General features: G+C 62.9%; 27 protein-coding genes, 1 tRNA gene and 1 pseudogene. 15 read left to right on the forward strand and 14 right to left on the reverse strand.

From position 1 onward, the window contains the following. Positions 1-123: 123 nt before the first annotated feature. Positions 124-960: a phenylalanine 4-monooxygenase gene (gene phhA, locus X756_RS159740; RefSeq protein ID WP_023728818.1), complete on the reverse strand. Its 837-nt coding sequence runs from the start codon at positions 958-960 to the stop codon at positions 124-126. Between the two features lie 139 nt (positions 961-1,099). On the opposite strand from phhA, the gene X756_RS159735 reads away from it, so the two are divergent. The 3 genes from X756_RS159735 to X756_RS159725 all read left to right on the forward strand — a co-directional run bounded on the left by X756_RS159735 (position 1,100) and on the right by X756_RS159725 (position 3,746). Next, entirely contained in the window at positions 1,100-1,576 is a 477-nt protein-coding gene (locus X756_RS159735; RefSeq protein WP_023728109.1) for an Lrp/AsnC family transcriptional regulator, read from the forward strand. Positions 1,577-1,687: 111 nt separating this feature from the next. Beyond that, positions 1,688-3,235: a magnesium-protoporphyrin IX monomethyl ester anaerobic oxidative cyclase gene (gene bchE / locus X756_RS159730; RefSeq protein WP_023728819.1), complete on the forward strand. Its 1,548-nt coding sequence runs from the start codon at positions 1,688-1,690 to the stop codon at positions 3,233-3,235. A 112-nt stretch (positions 3,236-3,347) separates the two neighbouring features. Beyond that, the gene (locus tag X756_RS159725; RefSeq protein WP_023687463.1) at positions 3,348-3,746 is read left to right on the forward strand and encodes a RidA family protein; all 399 of its coding nucleotides are present in this window, start codon (positions 3,348-3,350) and stop codon (positions 3,744-3,746) included. A 42-nt stretch (positions 3,747-3,788) separates the two neighbouring features. Here X756_RS159725 and argB read toward each other — a convergent pair whose 3' ends face one another. Both argB and X756_RS159715 read right to left on the reverse strand, forming a co-directional pair. After that, positions 3,789-4,682 carry an acetylglutamate kinase gene (argB, locus tag X756_RS159720; RefSeq protein ID WP_013528489.1) on the reverse strand — a complete coding sequence of 298 codons (894 nt, stop codon included), beginning with the start codon at positions 4,680-4,682 and terminating at the stop codon, positions 3,789-3,791. A 100-nt stretch (positions 4,683-4,782) separates the two neighbouring features. After that, positions 4,783-5,052: a hypothetical protein gene (locus tag X756_RS159715; protein ID WP_023728820.1), complete on the reverse strand. Its 270-nt coding sequence runs from the start codon at positions 5,050-5,052 to the stop codon at positions 4,783-4,785. A gap of 303 nt (positions 5,053-5,355) precedes the next feature. Between X756_RS159715 and X756_RS159710 the strand changes: the two genes are divergently transcribed. The 5 genes from X756_RS159710 to X756_RS159690 all read left to right on the forward strand — a co-directional run bounded on the left by X756_RS159710 (position 5,356) and on the right by X756_RS159690 (position 9,803). Beyond that, positions 5,356-5,895, forward strand: coding sequence for a sigma-70 family RNA polymerase sigma factor (locus X756_RS159710; RefSeq protein ID WP_023673234.1), 540 nt, complete (start codon positions 5,356-5,358; stop codon positions 5,893-5,895). Next, the gene (locus tag X756_RS159705; protein ID WP_023728821.1) at positions 5,892-6,614 is read left to right on the forward strand and encodes an anti-sigma factor; all 723 of its coding nucleotides are present in this window, start codon (positions 5,892-5,894) and stop codon (positions 6,612-6,614) included. The genes X756_RS159710 and X756_RS159705 overlap by 4 nt, the downstream gene beginning before the upstream one ends. Before the next feature lie 220 nt (positions 6,615-6,834). Next, positions 6,835-7,392 carry a fasciclin domain-containing protein gene (locus X756_RS159700; protein WP_023687459.1) on the forward strand — a complete coding sequence of 186 codons (558 nt, stop codon included), beginning with the start codon at positions 6,835-6,837 and terminating at the stop codon, positions 7,390-7,392. 211 nt (positions 7,393-7,603) lie between these two features. Next, positions 7,604-8,104 (forward strand): peptide-methionine (R)-S-oxide reductase MsrB, encoded by a 501-nt coding sequence (gene msrB, locus X756_RS159695; RefSeq protein ID WP_023728822.1) that lies wholly within the window; start codon positions 7,604-7,606, stop codon positions 8,102-8,104. Between the two features lie 151 nt (positions 8,105-8,255). Then, positions 8,256-9,803 (forward strand): FAD-dependent monooxygenase, encoded by a 1,548-nt coding sequence (locus X756_RS159690; protein ID WP_050589216.1) that lies wholly within the window; start codon positions 8,256-8,258, stop codon positions 9,801-9,803. Positions 9,804-9,920: 117 nt separating this feature from the next. On the opposite strand, the gene X756_RS159685 is transcribed toward X756_RS159690, so the two are convergent. Both X756_RS159685 and X756_RS159680 read right to left on the reverse strand, forming a co-directional pair. Continuing rightward, positions 9,921-11,516 carry a DHA2 family efflux MFS transporter permease subunit gene (locus tag X756_RS159685; protein WP_023728824.1) on the reverse strand — a complete coding sequence of 532 codons (1,596 nt, stop codon included), beginning with the start codon at positions 11,514-11,516 and terminating at the stop codon, positions 9,921-9,923. 21 nt (positions 11,517-11,537) lie between these two features. After that, positions 11,538-12,719: an HlyD family secretion protein gene (locus tag X756_RS159680; protein ID WP_023728825.1), complete on the reverse strand. Its 1,182-nt coding sequence runs from the start codon at positions 12,717-12,719 to the stop codon at positions 11,538-11,540. Positions 12,720-12,865: 146 nt separating this feature from the next. Between X756_RS159680 and X756_RS159675 the strand changes: the two genes are divergently transcribed. Then, positions 12,866-13,609, forward strand: coding sequence for a TetR/AcrR family transcriptional regulator (locus X756_RS159675; RefSeq protein WP_023710413.1), 744 nt, complete (start codon positions 12,866-12,868; stop codon positions 13,607-13,609). Between the two features lie 66 nt (positions 13,610-13,675). Here X756_RS159675 and yihA read toward each other — a convergent pair whose 3' ends face one another. The 6 genes from yihA to rpmH all read right to left on the reverse strand — a co-directional run bounded on the left by yihA (position 13,676) and on the right by rpmH (position 18,529). Then, a complete protein-coding gene (yihA, locus tag X756_RS159670) occupies positions 13,676-14,335 on the reverse strand; it encodes a ribosome biogenesis GTP-binding protein YihA/YsxC (protein WP_023673242.1) in 660 nt (219 codons plus the stop codon). Then, positions 14,332-14,970 carry a CatB-related O-acetyltransferase gene (locus X756_RS159665; RefSeq protein ID WP_023681358.1) on the reverse strand — a complete coding sequence of 213 codons (639 nt, stop codon included), beginning with the start codon at positions 14,968-14,970 and terminating at the stop codon, positions 14,332-14,334. The genes yihA and X756_RS159665 overlap by 4 nt, the downstream gene beginning before the upstream one ends. Before the next feature lie 318 nt (positions 14,971-15,288). Then, complete coding sequence (locus tag X756_RS159660) at positions 15,289-15,855, reverse strand: fasciclin domain-containing protein (protein ID WP_023673244.1); 567 nt, start codon at positions 15,853-15,855, stop codon at positions 15,289-15,291. Positions 15,856-16,195: 340 nt separating this feature from the next. Then, entirely contained in the window at positions 16,196-18,010 is a 1,815-nt protein-coding gene (yidC, locus tag X756_RS159655; protein ID WP_023728826.1) for a membrane protein insertase YidC, read from the reverse strand. A 14-nt stretch (positions 18,011-18,024) separates the two neighbouring features. Then, positions 18,025-18,378 (reverse strand): ribonuclease P protein component, encoded by a 354-nt coding sequence (gene rnpA, locus X756_RS159650; protein WP_023681360.1) that lies wholly within the window; start codon positions 18,376-18,378, stop codon positions 18,025-18,027. 16 nt (positions 18,379-18,394) lie between these two features. After that, the gene (gene rpmH / locus X756_RS1000000167100) at positions 18,395-18,529 is read right to left on the reverse strand and encodes a 50S ribosomal protein L34 (protein ID WP_008833937.1); all 135 of its coding nucleotides are present in this window, start codon (positions 18,527-18,529) and stop codon (positions 18,395-18,397) included. A 367-nt stretch (positions 18,530-18,896) separates the two neighbouring features. On the opposite strand from rpmH, the gene X756_RS159645 reads away from it, so the two are divergent. From X756_RS159645 to X756_RS1000000169700, 3 genes and pseudogenes are all read left to right on the forward strand, one after another. Then, positions 18,897-20,429: a HAMP domain-containing sensor histidine kinase gene (locus X756_RS159645; RefSeq protein ID WP_023728827.1), complete on the forward strand. Its 1,533-nt coding sequence runs from the start codon at positions 18,897-18,899 to the stop codon at positions 20,427-20,429. Between the two features lie 195 nt (positions 20,430-20,624). Then, a tRNA-Arg gene (locus X756_RS159640) sits at positions 20,625-20,701 on the forward strand. Between the two features lie 32 nt (positions 20,702-20,733). Continuing rightward, positions 20,734-20,898 (forward strand): annotated as a pseudogene (locus tag X756_RS1000000169700) (LysR family transcriptional regulator); the annotation flags it as partial. 100 nt (positions 20,899-20,998) lie between these two features. Here the strand turns inward: X756_RS1000000169700 and X756_RS159635 are convergent. Then, the gene (locus X756_RS159635; RefSeq protein ID WP_023728828.1) at positions 20,999-21,541 is read right to left on the reverse strand and encodes an autotransporter; all 543 of its coding nucleotides are present in this window, start codon (positions 21,539-21,541) and stop codon (positions 20,999-21,001) included. Between the two features lie 160 nt (positions 21,542-21,701). Between X756_RS159635 and X756_RS159630 the strand changes: the two genes are divergently transcribed. Further along, on the forward strand, positions 21,702-22,430 hold the full coding sequence (locus X756_RS159630) for a GntR family transcriptional regulator (protein ID WP_023728829.1): 729 nt from the start codon (positions 21,702-21,704) through the stop codon (positions 22,428-22,430). Positions 22,431-22,460: 30 nt separating this feature from the next. Here the strand turns inward: X756_RS159630 and X756_RS159625 are convergent, their stop codons facing one another. Further along, positions 22,461-23,351, reverse strand: coding sequence for a sigma-70 family RNA polymerase sigma factor (locus tag X756_RS159625; RefSeq protein ID WP_023728830.1), 891 nt, complete (start codon positions 23,349-23,351; stop codon positions 22,461-22,463). Between the two features lie 32 nt (positions 23,352-23,383). Then, the gene (locus tag X756_RS23540) at positions 23,384-23,692 is read right to left on the reverse strand and encodes a hypothetical protein (RefSeq protein ID WP_023681378.1); all 309 of its coding nucleotides are present in this window, start codon (positions 23,690-23,692) and stop codon (positions 23,384-23,386) included. A gap of 147 nt (positions 23,693-23,839) precedes the next feature. Between X756_RS23540 and X756_RS159620 the strand changes: the two genes are divergently transcribed. Together X756_RS159620 and X756_RS159615 are read left to right on the forward strand one after the other, a co-directional pair. Continuing rightward, the gene (locus X756_RS159620; protein WP_023728831.1) at positions 23,840-24,205 is read left to right on the forward strand and encodes a VOC family protein; all 366 of its coding nucleotides are present in this window, start codon (positions 23,840-23,842) and stop codon (positions 24,203-24,205) included. A gap of 53 nt (positions 24,206-24,258) precedes the next feature. Beyond that, positions 24,259-25,107, forward strand: coding sequence for an alpha/beta hydrolase (locus X756_RS159615; RefSeq protein WP_245264447.1), 849 nt, complete (start codon positions 24,259-24,261; stop codon positions 25,105-25,107). Positions 25,108-25,155: the final 48 nt, after the last annotated feature.

The following is a 25,155-nucleotide window of genomic DNA, read 5'->3' on the forward strand; positions in this document are numbered from 1 at the left end:
CTGCCGGCGCTACCCATGCCTTGGTGTCGAAACCCTCGGAATCAGCGCCAACGAGATCTCCCTCCCCCTTGTGGGGAGGGATTAAGGGTGGGGATAGGTGCCGCGCAAACCCTTCAGGATTTGCTAAACCGTCGCTGGATCCAGGGCCGGCTGCCCCTTGCGACGGGCAACAATCGCCTTGAAATCGGCGGTCCGGAACGCATCGCGCAACACGTCGAAAGAGGGCAGCACGAAATAGGCGCGCTGGAACTTGTCGATCTCGTAGCCGGTGCGCATCACCGTTTCGAGGTCGAAGGGCACGTGGTGCGCGTCCGGGCTCGCGACGGCGAACTGCAATTCGGTGAACGACGACATCAGCCCGGCGCCGAAAGCTTTCAGCTTCTGGCCCGCCTCCTGTATCAGCCCGTATTCGGCGGTGTACCAGTAGAGCCGGGTGATCATCTCGTCACCGCCCAGCGCAATCACGCTCTCGGCTTTTTCGCCATACATCTGCATGAAGTCGGCAAACACCGGCTGCGTCAGGATGGGCACATGGCCGAAGAAGTCGTGGAACATGTCGGGTTCGACGATGTAGTCGAGCTCGTCCTTGGTGCGCAGCCAGTTGGTCACCGGAAAGCGCCGGTTGGCGAGATGGTCGAAGAAGGGCGCGGCCGGGATGAGGCCAGGCACGGCGACGATTTCCCAGCCGGTCAGCTTGCGCAGCTTGTCTGAGACCGCGCCGAAATCCGGGATCTCGTCGAGCAGGCCGAGCGCGGCGATCCCATCGAGATAGGAATGGTGCGCCAGCTTCTGCGTCAGCTTGGTCTGCCGGTCGCACAACGTGCGCCACACCGCCTGTTCGTCGGCGATGTAGTTGTAGCCCTGCGCCACGGTGAAGTCGGAACGGCACACTGAATAGTCGCCACGCAGGCCTTGCGCCGCGCAATCACGGGCATATTCGGCAACGCTCATCGTCGTCATGGTTCTTCTCCCCTGATCGTGACACTTGAATATGTCCGCAGAGTCTAGCGGCGGCCGGCGAGGCAATTCAGCTTTGATGATGGCTTGGGTCCATGATTTGAGGTAAAAATCACCAAGCAGAAGCTGAAAGAGAGTGAAAATGCCTCAGTTCGACGATTTCGAGATCAAGATGCTGGATGTGCTTCAGCGCGATGGACGCAAGCCCGTGTCCGAACTGGCGCAGGAGATCGGCCTGTCGACGACGCCTTGCGCCCGCCGCTTCGAGGCGCTGCAGGAGGCCGGCATCATCAAGGGCTTTGCCGCCGTGCTCAACCGCCGCGGCGTCGGCCTGATGGTCGAGGTGTTCATCCAGGTGCGGCTCACCAGCCACAGCGACGGTTCGCCCGAAACCTTCATCGCCGCCGTGCAACGCATGGATGAAGTGTCGTCATGCTGGACGATGACCGGCGACCACGATTTCCTGCTGCACGTCATGGTGCCGTCGGTCGACGAACTCAACGCCTTCGTCATGCACCGCCTGATGCGCCTTGCCGGCGTGCGCGACGTTCACACCCAGCTGGTGCTGCAGAACATCAAGGGCCCGGGCCACGTGCCGCTCGCCCACCTCAGGCGGTAGGACACGCACCGCCATTTCTGCGGAAAAGCTGCACGCAAACTGCTGAACGGAGCCCAAATGCGAAACTGAAACGCCGGCTACGCCATGCGGACCGTCGCTCAAAGGTCCGTCATGAACATCGTGCTGATCAATCCGCCGCACACCGCCATCGGCAGCCGCGTGCCCGATGACCATCTGCCACCGCTCGGCCTGCTGGCACTGGGCGGCCCGCTTATCGACGCCGGCCATAAAGTCCGGCTGGTCGATGCCGAATTCGGGCCGATGCCGTTGGAAACTCTGGTGCGCGATGCGCTCAGCGGCCAGCCCGATTGCATCCTGATCGGCCACTCCGGCTCGACCTCGGCGCATCCCACCGCGCTCGCGATCGCCCGCATGGTCAAGGCGCTCGAGCCGGCGACGCTGGTGATCTATGGCGGCGTGTTCCCGACCTATCACTGGCGCGACATATTGGCGGCGAGCGATGTCTTCGACTTCATCGTGCGCGGCGAGGGCGAGGCAACCATCCTTGCCCTGGTCGTGGCACTGGACAATCGCCGGCCGCTGGGCGATGTCGCGGGTATCGCCTATCGCGACGATCTCGGCCGCCCCTTCGCGACGCGGCCGGCCGGGACCACTGCCAATCTGGACGAGTACCGCGTCGGCTGGGAGCTGATCGATCACCGCCGCTACAGCTATTGGGGCGGCAAGCGCGCCGTGGTCATGCAGTTTTCGCGGGGCTGTCCGCATCTGTGCAACTATTGCGGCCAGCGCGGTTTCTGGACCCGCTGGCGGCACCGCGACCCCAAAAAATTTGCGCAGGAGATTGCCTGGCTGCACCGCCAGCACGGCGTCGAACTGATCAACCTCGCCGACGAAAACCCGACCGTATCGAAGAAGGTTTGGCGCGCCTTTCTCGATGCGCTGATCGCCGAGAACGTGCCGGTGCTGATCGTCGGCTCGACCCGGGCCGACGACATCGTGCGCGATGCCGACATCCTGCACCTCTATCGCAAGGCCGGCGTCATCCGCTGGCTGCTCGGCATGGAAAACACCGACCAGCAGACGCTTCAACTGATCCGCAAGGGCGGCAGCACCTCATCCGACCGCGAGGCGATCCGGCTGCTCCGCCAGCATGGCATACTGTCCATGGCGACCTGGGTGGCGGGGTTCGAGGATGAGACCTTTCGCGATCTGTGGCGCGGCTTTCGCCAGCTGCTTGCCTACGACCCCGACCAGATCCAGGCGCTCTATGTCACGCCGCACCGCTGGACGCCGTTCTTCCGCATCGCCAAGGACCGCAAGGTGATCCAGACGGATGCCCGGCTGTGGGACTACAAGCACCAGGTGCTGCAGATGACCCGGCTGAAACCGTGGATGCTGTTCTTCTCGGTCAAGCTGATCGAGGTCGCGGTGCAGTCGCGGCCGAAGGCGCTGGCGCGCATTCTCTTCCACCCCGATCCCGAACAGCGCCATTCGATGCGCTGGTACACCCAAATGGGCCGCCGCGTGTGGTTCCGCGAGGTCTGGGGTTTCCTGGCCCGCGACCGCCGCCTCAAGGATGGTCCGACGCTGGCTGAGTTCTGGGGCGCGCCGCAGGATGCCGATGAGGAATCCATGGTCGTCATGCGCCCGCCGCTCAAGCCGGCCGAAGCGGCTGTCGCGATCTCGGCCGGCGCCTGACAGGCTCGCTGCCATTCATAGATACGTACCGTATGCGTATTGACATACGCGGCGTATGTACCCACCTCATGCATACGGGACGTATGTGAGTGCCCCGGACAATGGAGTGAAAATGACCAAACGTGACGCGATCTTTCCTGCCGGCAGGCAGGCTCTCTACGAGATCAATCGCTATTCTGCTGCAATCCGATCGGGCGATCTTTTGTTTGTCTCGGGCCAGGTCGGCAGCCGCGAGGACGGGTCGCCCGAACCTGTCTTCGAAAAGCAGGTCCAGCTTGCCTTCGACAATCTCGCGGCAGTGCTGAAAGCAGCGGGCGCCACGTTCGACGATATAGTCGACGTGACCACCTTTCACACCGATCCGGCAACGCAATGGCCCGTGATCGATGCCGTTCGGCTGAAGGTGTTCGGTGAACCGCCCTACACCAATTGGACGGCGGTCGGCGTCAACTGGTTAGCCGGCTTCGACTTCGAGATAAAGGTCATCGCGCGCCTGCCCCAGCCTGCCTAAGGGCTGGCCAGCCGACCAACTGGCCGCCAAGCCAGTTGCCGATCAGGGCACGATTAGCGTGCCGGCGCCGTGTTCGGTGAACAGTTCCAGAAGCACCGCATGCGGCGTCTTGCCGTTGAGGATGACGACGCCTTCGACGCCGCGCTCGATCGCCTCGATGCAGGTCTCGACCTTGGGGATCATGCCGCCCGACACCGTGCCGTCCTTGATCAGCGCCTTGGCTTCGGCCACTGTCAGTTCGTCGATCAGCTTCTTGTTCTTGTCGAGCACGCCGGGCACGTCGGTCAGGAACAAAAGGCGCGTCGCCTGGCAGGCGCCGGCGATGGCGCCGGCAAAGGTGTCGGCATTGATGTTGTACGTGTGGCCGTCGCGGCCCGGCGCCACCGGCGCCAGCACCGGGATCATTTCCGAGCGTGCCAGCAGGTCGAGTAGGGTGCGGTCGACCTCGACCGGCTCGCCGACGAAACCGAGATCGAGCACACGCTCGATGTTGGAGTCCGGGTCGATCATGGTCTTGCGCGCCTTTTCGGCGAACACCATGTTGCCGTCCTTGCCGCACAGGCCGATCGCCCATTCGCCCTCGGCGTTGATCAGCGCGACGATCTCCTTGTTTATCGAACCGGCCAGCACCATCTCGACGATCTCGACCGTCTTCTGGTCCGTGACGCGCAGCCCGCCTTCGAACTTGGATTCGATGCCCATCTTGGCCAGCATGGCGCCGATCTGCGGCCCGCCGCCATGGACGACGATCGGGTTGACGCCGGACTGCTTCAGCAGCGCGATGTCACGGGCGAAAGCCTTGCCGAGCTCGATATCGCCCATGGCATGACCGCCATATTTCACCACCACCGTCTTGTGCTCGTAGCGCTGCATATAGGGCAGGGCCCGCGAGAGCAGGGCGGCCTGCATTTCGGCGGTGGCGGTGATCTCCGTCATCGGCATGGTTCCCTGGATGCGGGTAAGGACGGCGGCGTCTTAGCGGGAATTGGCCCAGGCCGCAAACAGCTTTGCTATCACGATGATGAAATCTGCCGGATCAGGCCGGCACCTTGAGCGGCGCCCGCCGCGTCAGCCACCCGGAAACCTTCTCCATCTGCGCGGCAAGCGACAAAAGCGTCCTGCTCGTCGCCGGGGCGGCCGACGGCCTGGATGCCAAGCGGCAGGCCATTCTGGATCGCCGGCCAGTGGTGAACCACAGGCTCTTGTCCATCAATTGCCCAAACAAGGATCTGATCTCCAAGAGACGGGTCAAATGCAATTTGTCGAGCAGGTTTTCGATGAGCTCGTCGGCCCCCTTCGGGTCCATGGCGCCTCAGGCAAGCGGCGGATGCGCAATGATCGGGTTGCCTCGGCGCGCGCGATCGCAGCATCGACAAGGTCTGGCGGAGAGATCTCGCCTCTGTGCAACAGCTCTGCCAAGCCGGTCGCATCGTTCTCCCACAGCATCCGTTCGGCCGACATTGCTGTTCCCCTATCTGCGGGAGGCTAACGACAGCCGATTTCCTTGGCAACCGACCGGCGATTACTGGCGATCGGGCGCGGACATCGATTGCGTGGACAACAAGATTTCTGCCTTTGCAAATAAATCGTGATCGCTTAGCTTGTCCGTATGACGCCGCAGGATATCTCCACCCTGATTGTCCGGACCTCGATGAAGGATCGGACTGCGTTCGATCTGCTTTACCGGCAAACCAGTGCGAAACTTTTCGGCGTGTGCCTTCGTGTATTGAAGGATCGCGGAGATGCGGAAGAAGCGCTGCAAGAGGTCTTCGTCAAAGTGTGGACGAAGGCGGACCGTTTCGCTGTTTCCGATCTAAGCCCAATCTCCTGGCTGGTGGCCATAGCACGCAATCATGCGATTGATCGCATCCGGTCGCGACGCAAGCCCGCTGCCGATATCGATGCCGCGCTCGACGTGGCTGACCCCGGTCCGGGGCCAGAGGCTATGGTTGTTGCGGGCGGTGAATCCGAGCGCATCTATCAGTGCCTTGAAGAGTTGGAACAAGACCGGGCGCAAGCCGTTCGGGGTGCTTATTTGAACGGCGAAAGTTACGCCGAGCTCGCGGAACGTCACAAGGTTCCGCTCAACACGATGCGGACATGGCTGCGCCGCAGCCTGTTGAAACTTAGAGAATGTCTGGAAAGATGACCCTGGCAGAAGAAAATGGACCGGAACGTGGAGGCGACGACCTGCTCGCAGCCGAATACGTTCTCGGCGTGCTGCCGGCGGATGAGCGCCAGATAGCCTCCGGACGCATCGACGCGGAGACCGGCTTTGCCCGTCTCGTCGATTCCTGGGAAGTAAACCTCTCGCCGATGGCTGCCGCTTATGCTGAGGTAGAGCCGCCGGCCACCATCAAGCCGGCTATCGATCGCCGGCTGTTCTCCTCCACCGCGGCGTCGATGACGGCCCCGACCGGCAGTCTCTGGTCCAGCCTTGCCTTCTGGCGCGGCCTCACCGCAGCGGCTCTCGCGGCCCTGGTGCTCTATGTCGCCGTGCCTTACGTCAGGTCGCCGGTCGTCGTGCCGCAGGAGCGCCTCGTCGCCTCGCTGGCTGCCGAAGGCAGCGATGTCAAATACCTTGTCGTCTACGACGCTTCCCGCCGCGATGTCGGCCTGTCGCTGGTTTCGGGCGAACGCGCCGCCGGCAAGGACTTCGAACTGTGGATGATCGAAGGCAAGAATGCTCCGGTCTCGATGGGCCTCATCCCCGCCGGCCAGGTCGCCCATATCCCGGTTACCCCGGCCGTGCAGCAGAAGCTGGCGCAAGGCGCCGTGCTTGCTGTCAGCGTCGAGCCGACGGGCGGTTCGACGACGGGACAGCCGACCGGACCGGTCGTTGCCGCGGGCGACCTGAAGGGCATCTGATAGATCGTAAAACCATGACGTGACAATGAAGACAGCGGAAGTACATCTTCCGCTGTTTTCGTTTTGGATACGCTGCTGGAGATTAGAGGTTCGATCTGGGAGATTAATTCGCCGACAAAATAAAGGAAATTTTTCCCGGCGCGCGGAAACTCAGGCAGGTCTATTTCGTATCTCCTCTGTTCCGAAAGAGGAAACAATAACCCCGAGGAGTTCGAACACTATGCGTAGAATCGCCACCCTTTTGCTCGCCGGTACCATTGCCGTCTCCGCCCTCGCCACAATCGCCTATGCCGAGAATCCGATGGTTGGCGGCGCCGCCATGTACGCCAACAAGAACATCGTCGAGAACGCCGTCAATTCGAAGGATCACACGACACTGGTCGCCGCCGTCAAGGCTGCCGGCCTGGTCGAGACACTGCAGGGCGCCGGCCCGTTCACCGTCTTCGCGCCGACCAATGAGGCCTTCGCCGCGCTTCCGGCTGGCACGGTCGAGTCGCTGCTCAAGCCCGAGAACAAGGACAAGCTCACCAAGATCCTGACCTGCCATGTCATCGGCGCCAAGGCGATGGGCGCCGATGTCGCCTCGATGGCCAAGGCCGATGGCGGCACCCACAAGGTCAAGACGGTCGGCGGCTGCGAGCTGTCGCTCAAGGCCGATGGCGGCAAGGTCACCGTAGCCGACGAGAACGGCAATGTCGCCAATGTCACGATCGCCGATGTCGAGCAGTCGAACGGCGTCATCCACGTCATCGACAAGGTCCTGCTGCCGAAGATGTAACAAAGCCCCTGCCGCCGACGAACAGGCGGTAAGCTCTCTGATTGCGCGGCTCCCCCTTCGCGGGCCGCGCAATCTTCCGAGCGCTCCACGCCGTCCGCCACAAAACGCGGAGCCGGCTTGGAGCGTTCGGTTTGCAGGGCAACCGTCACCGGCTTTTGATTTTCCAGTGGCGGCCAAATCTGGCAAAATGATCCGCAGGAGGATTTCCGTCATGAACCGTCGCGACTTGCTTTTGAGTGGCGTCGCCTTTGCGGCCGTCGCCGGCGCCTTGCCAACGCTACGCTTGGGCGGAACCCAGTCCGCCAGAGCTGCCGAAACCTTCGAGGTCACCAAGACCGACGCCGAGTGGCACGCCATCCTGTCGGATGAAGCCTTCAATGTGCTGCGCAAGGAAGGCACCGAATATCCCGGCACCAGCCCGCTGCTCAACGAGCACCGCAAAGGCATTTTCGCCTGCGCCGGCTGCGACCTGCCGGTCTATTCCTGGGAGACCAAGTTCGATTCCGGTACCGGATGGCCGAGCTTCTGGCAGGAGATCGCCAACAGCGTCGGCAAGACCACGGATCGTTCTCTGGGCATGACCCGCACCGAGGTTCATTGCCGCCGCTGCGGCGGTCATCTCGGCCATGTCTTCGATGACGGTCCCGCACCCACCGGCCTGCGCCACTGCATCAACGGCGTTGCGCTCAGCTTCAAGCCGGCCACTGCCTGACCGTTCGGCGTCTTTAGCGGGGTGGGGATTTGGCGCCGGCGTGACGACCGCCTCCTATCTCTTGAAATGGAGCGAAAACAGTCAACTTCAAGAATTGGCAGACGGCTTTTTATGCGTAGATTCCGCAGCCCTAACGAGAGGGCCAGAACCTATGCAACGAACCAAAGCACGGGCTCGCGCTAGCGAGCGCAGATCGACCGCCAAATCGACCGGCGGTGTTGATGCGGACCGGCCGCGTATCTCCCATCAAGTGGTGATCGCCGGCGGCGGCCCGACCGGGTTGATGCTGGCCGGCGAACTGTCCCTGGCCGGCATCGATGTCGCCATCGTCGAGCGGCGCGAGAACCAGGATCTCGCGGGCGTGCGCTCCGGCGGCCTGCATTCGCGCACCATCGAGATCTTCGACCAGCGCGGCATTGCCGATCGGTTCCTGTCGCAAGGCCAGACCGCCCAGGTCGCGGGTTTCGCCGGCGTTTCGCTTGATATCAGCGACTTCCCCACCCGCCACAATTACGGGCTGGCGCTGTGGCAAAAGCACATCGAGCGCATCCTTGCCTGCTGGGTCGATGAACTTGGCGTCACGGTCTACCGTGGCCGCGAGGTGACAGGCTTCGTGCAGGATGCAGGCGGCGTCGATGTCGCGCTGACAGATGGCGGGTCGCTTCGTGCCGATTATCTTGTCGGCTGCGACGGCGGCAGAAGCCTCGTGCGCAAGGCGGGGGGCATAGAGTTCCCCGGTTCCGAGCCGACAACCAGCAATTTGATCGCCGAGATCGAGGTAACAGAAGAGCCGCAATGGGGTATCCACCGCGATGCCATCGGAATTCACGGCCTCAGCAGACTGGAAGACGGTACGGTGCGGGTGCTGGTGACCGAACGCGAGGTCGGGGCCGGCGGCGTGCCCACATTGCATGAGCTCAGCGAGGCGCTCATTGCCGTCTACGGCACCGATTACGGCGTCCACAATCCAACATCGCTGGCCCGCTTCACCGACATGACCCGGCAGGCAGCCTCATACCGCAAGGGGCGGGTGCTGCTGGCAGGCGACGCCGCGCACGTGCATCCACCGGACGGTGGACAGGGGCTGCAGACCGGCGTGCAGGACGCGGTCAATCTGGGCTGGAAGCTCGCCCAGGTGGTCAGGAAAACTGCGCCCGAAAGCCTGCTCGACAGCTACCAGGCAGAGCGCCACCCGATTGCCGCGCGTGTGATGAAAAACACCATGGCGTCGGTCGTGCTCCGTCGCGAAGACGAGCGCACCAAGGCGCTGCGCGATACAGTGTCGGAACTTCTCGGCATGGAAGAGCCGCGCAAGCGTTTTGCCGGCATGTTGTCCGGCCTGGACATCCACTACGATCTTGGCGAGGGGCATCCGCTGCTGGGGCGTCGCATGCCGGATCTCGACCTCGTCACCGCTGCCGGTCCACTGCCGGTTTTCGCCCTGCTGCATGACGCTCGGCCGCTGCTGCTTAATCTTGGTGAGCCCGGCGCTTTTGGTATCGGCCAGTGGGTGGAGCGGATTCAGCTGGTCGACGCCAGCTACGATGGCGCATGGGAGCTTCCGGTGCTGGGGGCAGTCGAAGCCCCACGCGCAGTGCTGGTCCGGCCTGACGGTTATGTGGCCTGGGTCGGCGGCCCTGAAGCAGCCGGGCTAACCGACTCGCTGACCAAATGGTTTGGGCCGCCTGCCGCAGCATAGCGCGCCGGGTGTTCGACCAAGGAGCTTGACAACGATCGATGCTTAAGCGTGACCCCGGAAATCGGGGGTGATTTCCGGGGTCACACATGAGCGCGCCAGGCGGGGGGTCCGGCGCGCTCAATGGCCTCCGCCGCCGCTGCCCGCGGGCGGCGCCGGCTTGGCGATGACCAGGGTGAAGACCGCCATGGTCGCGAACAGCACGGTCAGCATGGTGAACACATCCATGAACGACAGCAGCGACGCCTGCTGCTGGACCATGCCCGACAGTTTGGAGATCGCCGCCTTGGTGGCGTCGAGGCCGGGAGTCTGCTGGAAGTCGAGCGTCATGTTCTGCAGCTTGGTCTGCGCCGCCGCACTGCCCCATTCCACATGCTCGGCCAGCCTGGCGTAGTGGAAGGCGCTGCGATCGATCAGCACGGTGTTGATGACGGCAAGGCCGACCGCACCGCCGAGGTTGCGGGTCAGGTTGAACAGGCCCGACGCGTTCTTCAGCCGGTCCGGCGGCAAGGTGCCGAGCGCAATGTTGTTGATCGGCACCATGCACAGCATCATCGAGCTGCCGCGCAGGATCTGCGGGATCAGCAATTCCCAGAAATCCCAGTCGGCGGTCAGATGCGTCATCCACCATGTGCCGGCAGCGAAGCCGAACAGCCCGATCATCATCATGATGCGCAAATCCATCTTGCTCGACAGGATGCCGGAAATCAGCGCAGTGACGAACATCGCCAGGCCGCTGACGAACAAGGCTTCGCCGATCATCATGGAATCGTAGCCGCGGATGCGCCCGAGGAACACCGGGTAGAGATAGGTCAGACCGTACAGGCCGATGCCGATGACGAAGGAGAACAGCGAACCGAAGGCGAAATTGACGTTGGTGAAGGCCCTGAGATCGACGATCGGCTCCTCGGCGGTGAAGGCACGCCAGAAGAACAGCGCCGCACCGACAACCATGATGATGGCGCAGATGAACACGGCCTGTTCCTGCAGCCAGTCATGGTTCGGACCTTCCTCGAGCACATATTCCATGCAGCCGAGAAACGCCGCCATGCCGGCAAGGCCCCACCAGTCGAACTTGCTGAACAGGCCGAGATTGGGCTTGTCGAAATCGATCAGGGTCCAGGTCGTGACCGTCACCAGAATGCCTGGAATGACATTGATGAGGAACAGCCAGTGCCACGACATGGCATGGCTGATATAGCCGCCGACGGTCGGGCCGATGGTCGGCGCCAGCGTCGCCACCAGGCCGATCATCGGCGACACCATGGCGCGGCGCGACGGCGGGAAGATGGTGAAGGCGGCGGCGAAAACGCTCGGGATCATGCCGCCGCCGATAAAGCCCTGGATGGCTCGGTAGACGATCATCTGGTCGATGTTGGTGGCGGTCGCGGCCAGCGCGCTGGCCGCCGTGAAGCCGGCCGCGGCGCCTGCAAACAGCACGCGCGTCGACAGCATCCGGCTGAGGAAGCCCGACAGCGGGATCATCACCACTTCGGCGATCAGATAGGCGGTCTGCACCCATGGGATTTCGTCGGAACTGGCGCTGAGGCCGGCCTGGATCTCGGCCAGCGAGGCTGAGACGATCTGGATGTCGAGGATCGCCATGAACATGCCGAACACCATCGCCAGGAAGGCGATGAGGCGGCGCGTCGAGATGGTCGTCGGCACCGCTGGCATGGCCGGCGCCGCTCCTGCTGTTATGGTTGCGGTTGCCATGGCGTTGCTCCCGGCTTTCGCTCAGTTCGCCGCGGCCGGAGCCGTGCGGCTGTCGACGGCGACAACGACGCTCAGGCCGGCGCGCAGCCTGCCTGCCTTCAGCACATCGGCCGGGACGTCGATGCGAACCGGGATGCGCTGCACCACCTTGGTGAAGTTGCCGGTGGCATTTTCCGGCGGCAGGAGCGAGAACACGGCACCCGAAGCCGGCGCCAGCGACGACACCGTGCCTTCGAAATCATGGCCGTCCGTGGCGTCGACCGAGACCCGAACCTTCTCGCCGGGCACCAGCTTGGCCAGCTGCGTCTCCTTGAAGTTGGCAACGATGTAGAGCTTGTCCAGCGGCACCACGACGGCGAGCTTCTGGCCGGGGCTGACGAGGTCGCCCTGCTCGACCGAGCGGTTGCCGACGACGCCGTCATAAGGCGCCTTGAGCACGGTGAAGGACAGATCGCGCGCGGCCTTGTCGCGGTTCAGCCGCAGCGAAGCCAGCGTGCTGGCCGATTCGGCGCGCTGCGCTTCGAACACGCCGATATTGGCCTGTGCGGCTGCAATCTGCGCGTCGGCGCCGACAAGGGCCGCATTGGCCTGATCGAGAGCGGTCTGGGCATCGTCCAGTTGCGCCTGCGTGCCGACATGCGTCTTGACCAGTTGCGCGGCGCGCTGCTGGGCGCGAGCGGCATTGTCGGCTGCCGCCTGGTCGGCGACCTTCTGCGCCTGCGCCTGTTGCAGCGAAGCTTGCGCCGCCTTGGTCTGCGCGTCGATACGGTCGAGCGTCTTGGCCAGCGTGGCGATCTGCGCCTCCGCCTGGGCAACGGCTATTCTGTAGTCGCCGTCATCGATCGTCAGCAGCGGATCGCCAGCCTTGACCTGCTGGTTCTCCGAGACCTTGACTTGATCGACATAGCCGGAAATCTTCGGCGAGACGAACGACATGTCGGCCTGGACATAGGCATCGTCGGTCGAAATCAGGAACCGGCCGTCGGTCCAGTAATTATAGCCATACCAGGCGCCGGCACTGAGCAGAGCGAGGCCGATCATCGGCAGCATCAACGAGCGAGCCGACCGCTTCTTCTTGGCCGGCACCTCGGCCAAAACTTCGGCGGCAGGCTTGATGGGCGCTTCCGGCGCTTCGATAACCGGCGAGACCTTGGCGTTGGGAAAGGGGCGGACTTCGGCGGTGGTTGGCGTGTTCGAGGACATGATATCTCGCTACCGTAGCTACATAAGGAAAATGTGTTATACTGAACCGTTCGGTTCGATGCGAACGTTGACATAGCGCTAAAGCGGGCCCATATCAAGAGCAATCGAACCGCTCGGTTCGAATTATTTCGCGAGGTGTGACTTTAATGGCCGACACGTTACCCGACGTCGAAAATGATCGGTGCGATGTGCTGGATAGTGCGCGTCGCGGCCGCCCGGCGGCGGGCCAGGATCCGGTCAAGCGCAGCCAGATCATTGAGGGCGCGCGGCGCGTGTTCATCGACAAGGGCTTCGAAGCGGCGTCGATGAACGACATTACCCGCGAGGCCGGCGTCTCCAAGGGCACGATCTATGTCTACTTCGCCAACAAGGAAGAGCTGTTCGAGGCGCTGATCGAGGAAGAGCGCGGCACCATCTTCAAGAACATGTACGACATGCTCGACCGCGCCGACGATCTGCGCCAGACGCTGGTGAAATTCGGCAAGGTGCTGTCGATGAAGATCACCTCGGCCAAGGTCATCCAGGCGCAACGCACCGTGATCGGCGCCTCCGACAGGATACCGGACATGGGCGCGCGGTTTTACGAACGTGGCCCCAAACGCGGCCACGACAAGGTGGTCAAGTTCCTCAATGCAGCCATCGAACGCGGCCTGCTCAAGATCGATGATGTCGATCTTGCCGCCTATCAATTCACCGAACTGTGCCTCGCCGGCCTGTTTCGCCAGTGCATCTTCGCCTACCGCACCAAGGCGCCGAGCCAGGATGAAATCGACCACATCGTGCGGTCGGGCGTCAGCCTGTTCCTGAAGTCCTACGGCACTGAAAAGCTTGCCGAGGAAGAAAGCCACCAGATGATCGCGCTCGAGGCGAAGTCCAAGGCAAAGGCCTAGTTAGCCAAAGGTCTTTTTTCGCAACTCCGGACGGAAAGCCGCTTCACACTTTTCCCGGAGTTGCTTTTAACCGCCATTGGCCGCCAGCACGATCGCCGCGCGCAGTTCGTCCAGACCCTCGCCCTTTTCCGACGACGTGGCGAGCACGAACGGAAACGCCGCCGGCCGCTTCTTGATCTTCAGTAATGTCTCTTCGATCAGCTGCGGCACGCCGGCGGCCTTGATCTTGTCGGTCTTGGTCAGCACGATCTGGTAGGACACCGCCGCCTTGTCGAGCAGCGACAGCACTTCGTCGTCCTTGGCTTTGATGCCATGGCGGGAATCGATCAGCACATAGACCCGCTTCAGCGTCACGCGGCCCTTGAGATAGTCGAAGACCAGCTTGGTCCAATCGTCCACCTTTTCCTTCGGCGCGCTGGCATAGCCGTAGCCCGGCATGTCGACCAGCGCCATTGGCGGCAAGTCGGTGCCTTCGCCGGAAAACCCGCCCGGCACGAAATAGTTGAGCTCCTGCGTGCGCCCCGGCGTGTTGGAGGTGCGCGCCAGCCCGTTATGGCCGACCAGCGCATTGATCAGCGACGACTTGCCGACATTGGAGCGGCCGGCAAAGGCGATCTCCGGCGGCCCCTCCGGCGGCAGGAACTTCATCGCCGGCACGCCGCGGATGAAGATCCACCCCTTGGTGAACAGGTCGGTTCCGATGACGGTGTTGCCCAGCGCGTTCAAATCGCTGCCTCCAGCCTGGAAATATCGGCGCCCCGAATGGCGTTGAGGTTGCGGCCGATCTTGTCCACCGGCCAGTTCCACCACGCCACGGAAAGCAGCCGCCTGACCGTCCTGTCGTCGAAACGCATCTTCACCACCTTTGCCGCATTGCCGGCGACGATCGCATAGGCCGGCACGTCATGCGTCACCACCGATTTCGCCGCCACGATGGCGCCATTGCCGACCGACACGCCGGGCATGATCACCGCATCCATGCCGATCCATACATCATTGCCGACCACCGTGTCGCCGCGCAGTTCCTGCGACCACGTCTTCGGGTCGAAGCCTTGCTCCCAGCCATGGCCGAAAATGTTGAACGGATAGGTGGAAAAGCCGGACATGGCATGGTTGGCGCCGTTCATGATGAAGCGCGCGCCCTCGGCGATGGCGCAGAACTTGCCGATTATCAGCTTGTCGCCGATGAAGGGATAATGATGCAGCACGCACCGCTCGGCGAATTTGTCCGGTCCGTCAGGATCGTCATAGTAGGTGAACTCGCCGATCTCGATATTCGGCGCGGTGACCAGGGGCTTGAGGAAGCCGACGCGGGTGTGCATCGGGATCGGGTGTTTGATGTCTGGGTTGGGTCCGTCCATGGCGAGATCCGTCGAGAGTGGCGCAAATTAAAGCCGCCATTCGAGATGGCGTGATCCGCCCTATAGCACCAATCGCCCGATGAGCGAGCCCTGCTGGGCTTCGATGTTCAGTTCGTGCCGCGGCAGATCACGATCAGGTCGACCGCCGCCGTCGGCTAAGGCGCCCTGAAACAAAAAAAACGGGGCCCTGCGAAGGACAAGCAGGACCCCGGTGGTGTCGAAGACGGCTTCAAAAGAATGGCACCTCCTCGTGAGGTGGGGAAGGCAGACCGAGAAAGCCCGTCGCAGCCCGCCGTCATTCCCCGTTGCGTAAAGCCGTTACTTCGGCAACAGCACCTTGTTGACGACGTGGATGACGCCGTTCGACTGGTTGACGTCGGCGACCGTTACCTTGGCGGCGCCGCCGGATTCGTCGACGATATAAAGCGCGCCTTTTTTTACCTCGGCGATCAGCGTGTCGCCGCTGACGGTCTTCATTTCATACTTGCCACCCATCGCCTTGGCCTTGGTCATCATATCCTTGGCCGAGATCTTGCCGGCCACGACATGGGCGGTCAGGATCTTGGTCAGCTTGTCCTTATTTTCGGGCTTCACCAGCGTGGCGACGGTGCCGGCCGGCAGTTTCTTGAAGGCGGAATCGGTCGGCGCAAACACCGTGAAGGGTCCCGCGCTTTCCAGCGTGTCGACCAGGCCGGCGGCCTTGACGGCGGCAACCAGCGTCTTGTGGATCGGCGAGTTGAGGGCGTTCTCGACGATGTTCTTCGAGGTCAGCATCGCAGCGCCGCCAACGGCGGGATTGGCGAGCGTATAGGCCGTCGTAGCTGCGAGGCCCGATAGAGCCAGGCCGGCGGAAAAGCAGAATGCCTTGAGGATGGACTTTGCCATTGGAGAACCCTTCTGGTGCGACAATTGTTGATTCGATTGTCGGGAAGAGTTACGCGGCGATTGCGGGAAAGTTTCGGTGCAGAGTAAAAAAGGATAATGATAACAAATATTTAAAGGCGAATGCCCATTCCACGCGCCGCATCCCCGCGATGGACATGACGGGGTCACGGATCAAAAACAGCGGTCTTCGGATTAGAGCTGATCGGTGTTGATCGGCCTTGGCGGTACAAGCAGCAGCCACGCCGGTTGCACGCCGCAAGTTTCGCGCCTCACGGGAACGTGATGCGCGCCTCGTCCACAAAAAACACCGGACGAGCCGGGGCTTTGATTGCCACGCTGTTTATTCAGCTGGCGAGGGTTTCTTTCGGAACAATGCCGTCAGATTGTCCCACAATTCGATCTTGGCGCCCTGGCGCTTCATGATCACGCCCTGCTGCAGGATCGACAGCGTGTTGTTCCAGGCCCAGTAGATGACGAGGCCGGCCGGGAAGCTGCCCATCATGAAGGTGAAGATCACCGGCATCCAGGTGAAGATCTGCGCCTGCGTCGGATCCGGCGGCGTCGGGTTCATGCGCATCTGCAGGAACATGGTGATGCCCATGACCACCGCCCAGGCGCCCATATGCGGCAGGAATGCCGGCGGCGCGAAGGGCAGCAGGCCGAACAGGTTGAAGACCGAGGTCGGATCGGGCGCGGCCAGATCCTGGACCCAGCCGAAGAACGGCGCGTGCCGCATCTCGATGGTGATGTAGAGCACCTTGTAGAGCGAGAAGAACACCGGGATCTGCAGCGCCACCGGCCAGCAGCCGGCGAGCGGATTGATCTTCTCGGTCTTGTACAGCTCCATCATCGCCTGTTGCTGCTTCATCTTGTCGTCCGCGTATTTCTCGCGGATCTCGAGCATCTTGGGCTGCACCTTCTTCATGTTCGCCATCGACGCATAGGATTTGTTGGCGAGCGGGAAGAAGAGGGTTTTGACGACGACGGTGGTGGCAAGGATGGCCAGACCGAAATTGCCGAAGAATTTGTACAGCGTGTCGATCAGGTAGAACATCGGCTTGGTGATCCAGATGAACCATCCCCAATCGATCAGCCGGTCGAACAGCCTGATCTGGCGATCCTGGGCGTAGGCGTTGATCTTGTTGACTTCCTTGGCGCCGGCGAAGATCTCGGTCTCGACCGTCGCCGACTGGCCGGCGGCAATGGTGATCGGGTCGGTGAGGAAGTCCGACTGGTAGCGCGGGCGGCCATTGTCGTAATAGGCATAGTGCGGCTGGAAGGGCTGCTTCTCGGTCGGCACCAGGGTGACCGCCCAATATTTGTCGGTGATGCCAAGCCAGCCATCGGTCGATTTGCTCGGCGTATAGAGCTTGTTCTTCTCGATGTCGGCGTATTTGTGCTCCTGCAGGCCTTCGGTTCCCGTGACGCCGATCAGGCCTTCATGCAGCACATAGGAGCTGGCGACGGCCGGCTTGTCGAAACGGATGACGCGGCCGTAATTGGACAGCGTGACGGGGGTCGAGCCTGAATTCTGCACCGCATCGGAAACGGTGAACATGTAGTCGCCGTCGACGGAGATCGTGCGCTTGAAGGTCAGGCCCTTGTCGTTGGTGAAGGTCAGCGTCACTGGCGTCGCCGGCGTCAGCGTCGCATTGCCGTCGACGCTCCAGACCGTTTCCGGGCCCGGCACCGTGCCGGTCGTGTCGCTGCCGACAAAGCCGATCTCGGCATAATAGCCGGTGGGCAGCGCCTGCGGATTGAGCAGCTGGATCTGCGGCGATGTCTTGTCGACCGTCTCGGTGTAGTGCTTGAGCTTTAGGTCGTCGAGGCGGGCGCCGGTGAGGTTGATCGAGCCCGACAGGCTCGGCGTGTCGATGTTGACGCGGGCCGTCTTGGCCACTTCCTGCGCGCGGCCTTCCGGCGTCGTGACATAGGTGCCGTGCGCGTTTGGAATGGCGCCGGGCGCCGCGGGCGCCGGCGTGCCGCCGGGATTGGCGGCCTCGGCCGCCTTCTTCTGCTCCGCCGCCCGCTGCTCTTCGATGCGGGCCGCCTCGCGCTGCTGTTCGCTCCGCGGCAGCACATAGAAATATTGCCACAGCCCGAGGATCAGCACCGACAAGACGATGGTGATGTAGAAGTTCCGGTTATTTTCCATCGAAAGCCCTTGGCCTATCGTGTTCCGCTGAGACGGCGGGAGAGTTCGGCCTTCAAGTGGCCGAACGGAATGGTGAGCACGTCTTCACGCCCGACAATGACATAGTCATTGCCGGGCGCCATGTCACTTGCGGCATGGGTGCGCACGGCTTCTTTCAGCCGCCGCCTGACGCGGTTGCGCACAACCGCATTGCCGACCTTCTTGGTGACGGTGAAGCCGACGCGCGGCGGCAGACCGTCTTTGCGGTCGAGAACTTCAACGAGAAAAAGCCGCCCGCGCCGCTTTTCACCGCGGCGGACGGCCAGGAATTCCGCACGTTTCAGAAGCCGCTTGGGGTTTGGTCCCACTGGCTTGCCGGTTGCGGGCAACGATCTCGTCTTCCGTTCAGGCGCTGAGCCGCTTGCGGCCGCGGTTGCGGCGAGCTGCGACGACGCCGCGACCACCCTTGGTGGCCATGCGAGCACGGAAACCGTGCCGGCGTTTGCGGACGAGTTTGGACGGTTGGTAGGTACGCTTCATTTGTTTTAATACCGCGGGGTGCGGCCCTTCTTGATTCTGTCACTGTGTAACAGGAGCTTTGCCGGGCCGGCATTGGCGCGATCGAAACCGCGCCGGGACGAATGGCCCGAGCGTGAGCGGCTTATAGAAAGAAGGGTTTTGGGAGTCAATCCAGCGCGAACTATGAGTTCGTCGCAGCGCGAACGCCAGTTCGTCGCAGTGCGAACTGCCAGTTCGTCACGACGCGACACCCCGTTCGTCGCGGCGCGAACACCCAGTTCGAGGCTATCTTTATTGCTGGTACCATCGTCCAACGAAGGATGAAATTGGCAAAAAAGCCGCAATCGCCTAATCTCAACCGATCAAGCGTTTGTGAAGACAGGCCTTAATGAGCGAAGTTGCATCAGCGGATGAAGGGAGCGGCCCGGCGACAGCCGATGCCAGCCCGGCGACCGTTCGCCCGGTTGCGAGCCGTTCGGTGCCCAATCGTTCAGTGCCCTTGGCGCGCGGCCTGTCGACCAAGCTGCTCTTGCTCACCATTGTCTTCGTGCTCCTGGCCGAAGTCCTCATTTTCCTGCCCTGGATCGCCAGCTACCGCCTGGCCTGGCTGAAGGAGCGGCTAAGCACCGCTGCCGCGGTGTCGATCGTGCTGGTGCAGGGCGAGCCCAATTCGCTCTCCCGCGCCGCCCAGAACGACGTGCTGATGGCAATCGGCGCCAAGGCGATCGCGGTGCGCGACGGCGGCGTGTCGCGCCTGCTGGTGGTGGCCGAGATGCCGCCGCAGGTCGACGAGCATATCGATATCGCCAATGTCGGCATGATCAAGGGCATGACCGGGGCGCTGGATACGCTGTTCTTCGGCGGCAAGCGCATGCTCAGGGTGTTCGGCCCGGTCGGCGACAGCGACAAGGAATTCGAGCTGATCATGCCCGACTATTCCCTGCGCAACGCCATGCTGCGCTATTCGCGCAACGTCGCCTTCGTCTCGCTGCTGATCTCGTTGTTCACCGCAATGCTGGTCTATGCCGCGATCGACCTGATCATGATCGGCCCGATCCGCACCATGACGCGCTCGATGCTGTCCTTCTCCGAGGCGCCCGACGATCCAGGGCGCATCATCCACCCGGCCGCCCGCGCCGACGAGATCGGCGTTGCCGAGCGCGAACTGTCGCAGATGCAGGAACGGCTGCAAAAGATGCTGTCGGAGCAGAAGCACCTTGCCGACCTTGGCCTCGCCGTCTCCAAGATCAACCACGACATGCGCAACATCCTGGCCTCGGCGCAGTTGATGTCGGACCGCTTGCGCCTGGTCAAGGACCCGACGGTGCAGGCCTTCGCGCCAAAGCTCTTGCGCGCGCTCGACCGCGCCGTCTCCTATTCCGAAGGCGTGCTCCACTATGGCCGCACGCAGGAGCCGGCGCCCTCACGCCGCCGCTTGCGGCTGCGCCAGCTGGTCGATGATGTCCACGGCCTGCTCGACATCGAGGACGGCATCGAATTCGTCAATGCCGTCGAGCTCGCCTTCGAGGTCGATGCCGATTCCGACCAGCTGTTTCGCGTGCTCACCAATCTCTGTCGCAACGCGGTTCAGGCGATGGCGGCCGACGCCGAGAGCGCGCTGGTGCGCCGGCTCGCCGTATCGGCCGAGCGCATAGGCAGCGTAAGCCGAATCATTGTCACCGACACCGGTCCCGGCCTGCCTGCGAAGGCTCGAGAAAACCTGTTCGCGGCGTTTCGCGGCTCGGCCCGCAGCGGCGGCACCGGCCTTGGCCTGGCCATCGCGCACGAACTGATCCGCGCCCATGGCGGCACGGTGGAGCTGGTCGAATCGATCGGCGGACGCACCACCTTCGCCGTCACCATCCCCGACCAGCCGGTCCGCCTCGACCAGGCCCGCAGCGGCCTGCGCCGCCCGGCCTGAGCTGTATTTGATATTCAGCCGAAGCCGGACTTAGCTGAATCTCAGCACACCTTGATCGGCACCGTCGAAAGCAGCTGCGACAAAACTTTTGCCGGATTGGCTTGCTTTTCGGAAATTCAGTCGCTAGGGAACACGTCTTGTCGCGGCCGGTCGTCAGGATCGGTTAGCGGGGCTATGTAAAGCATGGCCTGTTGCGCGCCCGTAGCTCAGCTGGATAGAGCACCAGACTACGAATCTGGGGGTCAGGAGTTCGAATCTCTTCGGGCGCGCCATTTCTGCCGAATCTGCGATTTCCTGCGATCCGCTAGCCGGTCTTGGGCTCGCATATGAAGAGCAGGTCGCGGAACACGTTGCCGAGCACCGCCTCATCCGAGTGCTGGAGAACTGGACGCCGCCTATTCCGGGCTTCTTCATTTATTACCCCAGTCGTCAGCCTGACTGCGCTATAAACGCGCTGCGATGTTCTTGAAACGGGAGAGTACGCGGCGACCGTTATCTGGGCGCAGCGACGCTGAATGCTCATTCACGCCGCCGCGCAGCACGCTCACTTTTCTTCCGCCTTTCCCGGATCAGGGCCCAATAGGCCTCGCTCCAGCCAGATACCGCTCATTGTCAAACGGCTCGGCGTGGGTGCTGCCCGGGCTCCACATGTGGCGGTGGGTCTCGGTCAGATTGCCGAGATAGACATGCAGTGCGCCCGAGCGGGCGCTGCCGGTGTTGGCGACCGCATGCACCGTATCCGGGTTCATATGCACCACCGCGGGCGCCGCGATGTCGTGGCGTTCCGGCGCATCGATCTCGCTGCCGTCGACGGGATAGATGAAGTTGGTCTCGCTGCCCTTGTAGATGCCGATCAGCGCATCCATCAGATGGTTGTGCGGCGGGTACTGCAGGCCGGGCGACAGCGTGATGTGGTAGATGGTCAAGTCAGGGCTGGCATGCAGCAGCACCTCATCGTCGTCTTCCTCATGCGCGAGCACGCCTGATGCATGGAAGCGATCGGTGTGCTCGCGCAGCACCGCCTTGACCCGTTCGATGGCATGAGCACCTTTGGCTGCGTTGACGATATCGGCGGTTACGGCGTAGAGAGGCGAGTTGGCGGCAAGAGACATTTGTCGTCATCTCCATTGGGAAGCTCAACCAATACAGCTGAGATGCTCAGGCTAGCGAATGCCGACAGACCCGTCAACCGGATGGTCGAAACCGGCAAGCAGACTACGCGGGCAGACTACGCGGGCAGACCACGCGGGCAGACCAAACGGGCAGGCAGATATGGCTCTTCCGAAATCAGTGTCACCGTCCGCCGTCAAGGCGCCGTCGACCGCCGACATATTGCGCAGCGAGGAAGCTTATGAGCAGCTGAAGAGCGACATCGTCGCCTGCGTCCTGCAACCCGGCGAAAGCCTGACCGAAAAGCAGATCGGCGACCGCTACCAGATCAGGAAGGCGACGATCCGCTCGGCTTTGGCCCGCCTGACGCAGGAAGGGCTGATCAAGAGCGAGCCGCGCCGCGGCTATGTCATCGCACCGCTTAGCCTGCGCGACGTCAACGAGATCTTCGACCTCCGCAGCCTGATCGAACCGGAAGTGTTCCGGGTGGCCGCGGCAAACCTCACCGAACGCGGGCTCGACGACATCAGGCTGGCGGCGCAGAAGGTGCTGAAGCCGGAGACGCTGCGCAGCCATGTCGCCTTTCTAGCGGCCGACCGCGCCTTTCGCCTGGCCCTGGCTGAACTCTCCGGCAATCTGCGGCTGGTTCGCCTGCTCGACCAAACGCTCGACCAGTCGGAGCGTGTCCTCCATCTCGGCTTCAAATCGCGCGACTTCACGCAAGCGATCATCGGCCAGCAGAAGGAGTTGGTGCTTGCCTGCGAGCTGGCCGAGGTCTCGGCCATCGCAAAGCTTGCCCGCTCGCAGTGCCTGTCGCTCAAGAAGCAGGTGCTCGAGACCTTGCTCGCCGGCTCCAAGCTGCAGGACGCCAATTTGCAAAGCTTCGCCTGAGGCACGAAGCCTGCGCTCTCTGGCCGATGCTTACCCGTCGATGAAGCGGATGTCCGCATCGGCAAGGCAATAGGGCGCGTAGCGGAAATCGCGGATATGGCTGACCTTTCCATCCTGCCAGTCGACCAGCATGAAGCCGCGCACGGCGTCATCTCCCGCTTGCGGGTTGCGGATCAGGATGGCCGGCCTGCCGTCGACGAAGCCGAGCGACAGCGCCCAATCCTGGACACGGTCGTAATTGCCGAAATAGTTGGAAACCTGCGCTTTGCCGCGCATGCGGGTGCGGTTGACGACTTCAAGCTGGATATCCTCGGCGATCAACGCGCGCACGGCGTCGAAGTCGCGCGCGTTGAACAGGTCGACATAGCGGCGCAGGCGCCGCTCGTCGTCGGCGTCGAGCTTTGGGGCAGGCGCCTGCTCGTCCTGTGACGCCAGCAGGCGCAGCTGCGACCGCCCGCGATGGAGCGCTGCCTTGGTCGCAGCCAGGGTGGCGCCGGACACTTCGCAGGTTTCGTGCAGGCTGAGGCCAAGCACGTCGACAAGGATCACGGCGCTGCGCTGCACTGTTGCCAGCTGCATGAAGCTTCGCAGGCTGGCGGCGGTGGCGAGCCTCGCATCGGCGCTTGCGGAGGGGTCTTCGATCGTCGTCATGTCGGTCTCGCTCATGCGCGCCTGCTCCCGCTGGCGCCGGCGCAGATGATCCTGCGCGGCATTGTGGGCTATGCGGAACAGCCATTGCTCCGGACGCTCGACGGCGGCGTCGCCGTCGATGGCCTGCAGTGCCTTGATCAGTGTCTCCTGGACGATGTCCTCGCCATCGATCACCGAGCCGGCCATGCGGGCGCAGTAGCGGTGCAGCTTCGGTCGCAAGGAGCCGAGCATCGCCTCCAGGGCAACGCGGTCGAGTTTTGCTGTGTTCATCCTGTCCGTTCCCTAAATGCCGGTCTTCGCATTCAAGCCGGCACGACCTCGCCGGCCAGCATACGATAATTGCCGACGATCTTTGCCGGCGATCTGGCAAGCGGCGTCGAGCGGCGTCCGGCATGATCGGCGCTGAAGGCCTTGAAGGCTGCGAGCCCGGTCAGGCCGTCGCCATCCTGGCTGACAAGATGGATGAACTCGCCATTCTCCAGTTCCAGGACGAGGTAGCGCACAGATTGCGGCTTCGTGTCGTCGAGTGCCTCGAACACCTGTGCAACCAGCATACGGTTCTCGGCGATGCTTTCGTCCTTCACGCCGTAGCGGATGAGATTGTAGCCCATTGTCGTCTCCTGTTTTTCAACTCTGCACGGAGAAGACGTTTCGCGGCCTCGAAAAGATTCGTCGCCCGGCGAATCTTTTCGATCGTCCGGATCGTCTTTCCCGTGGACGGCTGCGCGGCAGCCATCGAGGAGCAGGAGAGACCCATCATGCACATCCAGTTTGCCGAATTGCCGGTGTTCGACCAGGACCGCGCCAAGGCCTTCTACACCGGCCATCTTGCTTGCCAGGTGTCGGCGGACCAGCTGATGGGCGACAGCGGCTGGCGCTGGATCGAGCTGACATTTCCCGGCGCCGTCACCAATTTGCATTTCGTCAAACGCCCCGATGACACGCCGGGCACTGAGCCCGTGCTGGTGCTCGTTGATGGCGATGTCGAGGCAACGGTCGCGGGCCTGAAGGCGCGCGGCGTCGAAATCATCACCGAGCCGCAGGAAGCGACTTGGCAGCCGGGCCGCACGGTCGCCGAATTCCGCGACAGCGAGGGCAACCGCATGGTTGTCGCCAGCAAATGATCGGACCCGGCGCAAAGCCGAACTTTGACATGAGAACAACAGGAGAGATGGACATGACCCCCCAAACGTCGACGCTGAAAGTACCGGGCGCCAGCCTCTATTATGAGATGCGCGGTTCCGGCCCCGTACTGTTGATAATCCCCGGCGGACCGCAGGACGCCGGCGTCTTCGCCGATGTCGCGGGCCACCTCGCCGACCGCTACACGGTGGTCGCCTATGATCCGCGCGGCAATTCGCGCAGCACCTTCGACGGAGAGCCGCAAGAGCAGGACCTCGATGTCCATGGCGACGATGCCGCGCGATTGATCGAGGCGCTTGGCGCCGGACCGGCCTATGTGTTCGGCACCAGCGGCGGCGCCCAGATCGGGCTCAACCTCGCCGCCCGCCATCCCGGCCGGGTTCGTGCACTGGTGGCGCATGAGCCGCCCAGCATGATGCTGCTCGACGACCCGTCGCCGTCACTGGCCGGCATGCGCGACCTGCACGACACCTATCGCAGCCAGGGTGTCGAGGCGGCGATGCAGAAATTCTTCAGCGAGAACAGCCTGTCGGAAGGGCCGGGTCAGGATGAAGCCGGGCCGCAGGACGGACCGCCTTCGTTCGAACCGTCGCCCGAGGAGGCCGAGACCTTTGCCAGGGTCAGCGGCAATTTCGAATACTGGCTGGCGCATGGCGTCATGCCGCTGTCGCTCTATCGTCCCGATATCGAGGCGCTGCGCGGCCGCCCGGTCGTGGTCGGCATCGGCGAAGAGTCCGTCGGCCAGCCGATCGACGGCATGGGCAAGGCGCTGGCCGACAGGCTCGGCAGCAAGCGCGCCGCCTTCCCCGGCGACCACATGGGCTTTGCGCCCTATCCCGACCGCTTCGCCGAGACCTTGCACCTGACGCTCAGAGGCGCGTGAGATCGTCAGTTCAATAGGAAAGGGCGTCCGCATGCACAATGCGGACGC

The organism is Mesorhizobium sp. LNJC405B00 (assembly GCF_000502615.1).
In the GTDB taxonomy this organism is placed as follows: Bacteria; Pseudomonadota; Alphaproteobacteria; order Rhizobiales; family Rhizobiaceae; genus Mesorhizobium.

Excerpts from the sequence above, each read along its gene's own strand:
- X756_RS159675 (WP_023710413.1), top strand. The coding sequence starts at position 12,866 with ATGGCCGACACGTTACCCGACGTCGAAAATGATCGGTGCGATGTGCTG.
- X756_RS159660 (WP_023673244.1), bottom strand. The coding sequence starts at position 15,855 with ATGGCAAAGTCCATCCTCAAGGCATTCTGCTTTTCCGCCGGCCTGGCT.
- yidC (WP_023728826.1), bottom strand. The coding sequence starts at position 18,010 with ATGGAAAATAACCGGAACTTCTACATCACCATCGTCTTGTCGGTGCTG.
- X756_RS159705 (WP_023728821.1), top strand. The coding sequence starts at position 5,892 with ATGACCCTGGCAGAAGAAAATGGACCGGAACGTGGAGGCGACGACCTG.
- X756_RS159715 (WP_023728820.1), bottom strand. The coding sequence starts at position 5,052 with ATGGACCCGAAGGGGGCCGACGAGCTCATCGAAAACCTGCTCGACAAA.
- X756_RS159665 (WP_023681358.1), bottom strand. The coding sequence starts at position 14,970 with ATGGACGGACCCAACCCAGACATCAAACACCCGATCCCGATGCACACC.
- X756_RS159690 (WP_050589216.1), top strand. The coding sequence starts at position 8,256 with ATGCAACGAACCAAAGCACGGGCTCGCGCTAGCGAGCGCAGATCGACC.
- X756_RS159620 (WP_023728831.1), top strand. The coding sequence starts at position 23,840 with ATGCACATCCAGTTTGCCGAATTGCCGGTGTTCGACCAGGACCGCGCC.
- argB (WP_013528489.1), bottom strand. The coding sequence starts at position 4,682 with ATGACGGAGATCACCGCCACCGCCGAAATGCAGGCCGCCCTGCTCTCG.
- X756_RS159615 (WP_245264447.1), top strand. The coding sequence starts at position 24,259 with ATGACCCCCCAAACGTCGACGCTGAAAGTACCGGGCGCCAGCCTCTAT.
- rpmH (WP_008833937.1), bottom strand. The coding sequence starts at position 18,529 with ATGAAGCGTACCTACCAACCGTCCAAACTCGTCCGCAAACGCCGGCAC.
- X756_RS159735 (WP_023728109.1), top strand. The coding sequence starts at position 1,100 with ATGCCTCAGTTCGACGATTTCGAGATCAAGATGCTGGATGTGCTTCAG.
- X756_RS159710 (WP_023673234.1), top strand. The coding sequence starts at position 5,356 with ATGACGCCGCAGGATATCTCCACCCTGATTGTCCGGACCTCGATGAAG.
- X756_RS159635 (WP_023728828.1), bottom strand. The coding sequence starts at position 21,541 with ATGTCTCTTGCCGCCAACTCGCCTCTCTACGCCGTAACCGCCGATATC.
- X756_RS23540 (WP_023681378.1), bottom strand. The coding sequence starts at position 23,692 with ATGGGCTACAATCTCATCCGCTACGGCGTGAAGGACGAAAGCATCGCC.
- bchE (WP_023728819.1), top strand. The coding sequence starts at position 1,688 with ATGAACATCGTGCTGATCAATCCGCCGCACACCGCCATCGGCAGCCGC.
- phhA (WP_023728818.1), bottom strand. The coding sequence starts at position 960 with ATGACGACGATGAGCGTTGCCGAATATGCCCGTGATTGCGCGGCGCAA.
- X756_RS159645 (WP_023728827.1), top strand. The coding sequence starts at position 18,897 with ATGAGCGAAGTTGCATCAGCGGATGAAGGGAGCGGCCCGGCGACAGCC.
- X756_RS159685 (WP_023728824.1), bottom strand. The coding sequence starts at position 11,516 with ATGGCAACCGCAACCATAACAGCAGGAGCGGCGCCGGCCATGCCAGCG.
- X756_RS159625 (WP_023728830.1), bottom strand. The coding sequence starts at position 23,351 with ATGAACACAGCAAAACTCGACCGCGTTGCCCTGGAGGCGATGCTCGGC.
- X756_RS159700 (WP_023687459.1), top strand. The coding sequence starts at position 6,835 with ATGCGTAGAATCGCCACCCTTTTGCTCGCCGGTACCATTGCCGTCTCC.
- X756_RS159680 (WP_023728825.1), bottom strand. The coding sequence starts at position 12,719 with ATGTCCTCGAACACGCCAACCACCGCCGAAGTCCGCCCCTTTCCCAAC.
- X756_RS159630 (WP_023728829.1), top strand. The coding sequence starts at position 21,702 with ATGGCTCTTCCGAAATCAGTGTCACCGTCCGCCGTCAAGGCGCCGTCG.
- X756_RS159725 (WP_023687463.1), top strand. The coding sequence starts at position 3,348 with ATGACCAAACGTGACGCGATCTTTCCTGCCGGCAGGCAGGCTCTCTAC.
- msrB (WP_023728822.1), top strand. The coding sequence starts at position 7,604 with ATGAACCGTCGCGACTTGCTTTTGAGTGGCGTCGCCTTTGCGGCCGTC.